This window comes from Acinetobacter sp. 228 (assembly GCF_048147885.1).
The window spans coordinates 1-1,103 of sequence record NZ_JAYWYV010000518.1 but is presented as its reverse complement, the minus strand read 5'-3'; the positions used below and the strand labels follow the sequence as shown (position 1 = coordinate 1,103).

The following is a 1,103-nucleotide window of genomic DNA, read 5'->3' as shown; positions in this document are numbered from 1 at the left end:
GTCGCTTATTCCATTGGGTAAATTGGTTGTATTGGTTTATGGTGCAATCTTATTCTTTGCTTTAGTGGTTTTAGGTATTACTGCAAAAATGTTCAGCATCAATATCTTTACTTTGTTTAAGATTTTGAAAGATGAATTAATTTTGGCGTATTCGACTGCAAGTTCGGAAACAGTTTTACCGCGTATTATGCAAAAAATGGAAGCTTATGGTGCGCCAAAAGCGATTTCTAGTTTTGTAATTCCAACTGGTTATTCATTTAACCTTGATGGTTCTACGCTTTACCAAAGTATCGCAGCAATCTTTATTGCACAGCTTTACGGCATTGAAATGTCAATCAGCCAACAAGTGATTTTAGTTGTAACGTTAATGATTACTTCTAAAGGTATTGCAGGTGTTCCTGGGGTATCATTTGTTGTGTTATTGGCGACATTAGGTAGTGTTGGTATTCCTGTAGAAGGCTTAGCATTTATTGCTGGTGTTGACCGTATTATGGATATGGCTCGTACTGCGTTGAACGTTGTAGGTAACGCGCTTGCTGTACTTGTAATCAGTAAATGGGAAAAACAATACGACTATGAAAAAGCTGCTGCTTATGAAGCATCTCTTAAGTAATAGAGAAGTTTTTTAGTCGAAAAAAACCCGCGAACATCGCGGGTTTTTTTATTGGGTTATTTCAATACACTTTGATATAGTTCAAGGGTTTGGTCACACATATCTTTTAAACTAAACATTGTCACAGGAGCGACTGTTTGAGGTTGTTCAATATGATGCTTTACTCTTTCTACTAAAGCTTTTTCATTTTCTGCTTCAACAAGACCCTGCGGGTACACATGAGATAAAATCTCGGCAACACCTCCACGGTTCCAGCCAATGACCGGCGTACCGACAGAGAGCGCTTCTAATGCTGTTCTACCGAATGTTTCTGCTTGATTAGATAGAGAGAGCACTATATCGCTAAAAGCGAGCCATTCGCGTATATCTGAGCGATGTCCTACAAAGGTAATTTTATCTGCAAGTCCTTTACTTTGAATGGTGTTTTGCAACTCACTTAAATAGGCTTGTTTTTTTACATCAGCCCCACCCACAACAACAGCATGCAGTT

The 1,103-nt window shown here is 38.5% G+C and carries 2 protein-coding genes; one reads left to right on the top strand and one right to left on the bottom strand.

What is annotated here, in order from left to right:
* Positions 1–613, top strand: a 613-nt coding sequence (locus VXQ92_RS20390; RefSeq protein ID WP_416683008.1) for a cation:dicarboxylate symporter family transporter, incomplete at its 5' end; no start/stop codon positions are given.
* A gap of 56 nt (positions 614–669) precedes the next feature.
* Here VXQ92_RS20390 and VXQ92_RS20385 read toward each other — a convergent pair.
* Positions 670–1,103: glycosyltransferase family 4 protein (locus VXQ92_RS20385; protein ID WP_416683007.1), on the bottom strand; the 434-nt coding region annotated here is incomplete at its 5' end.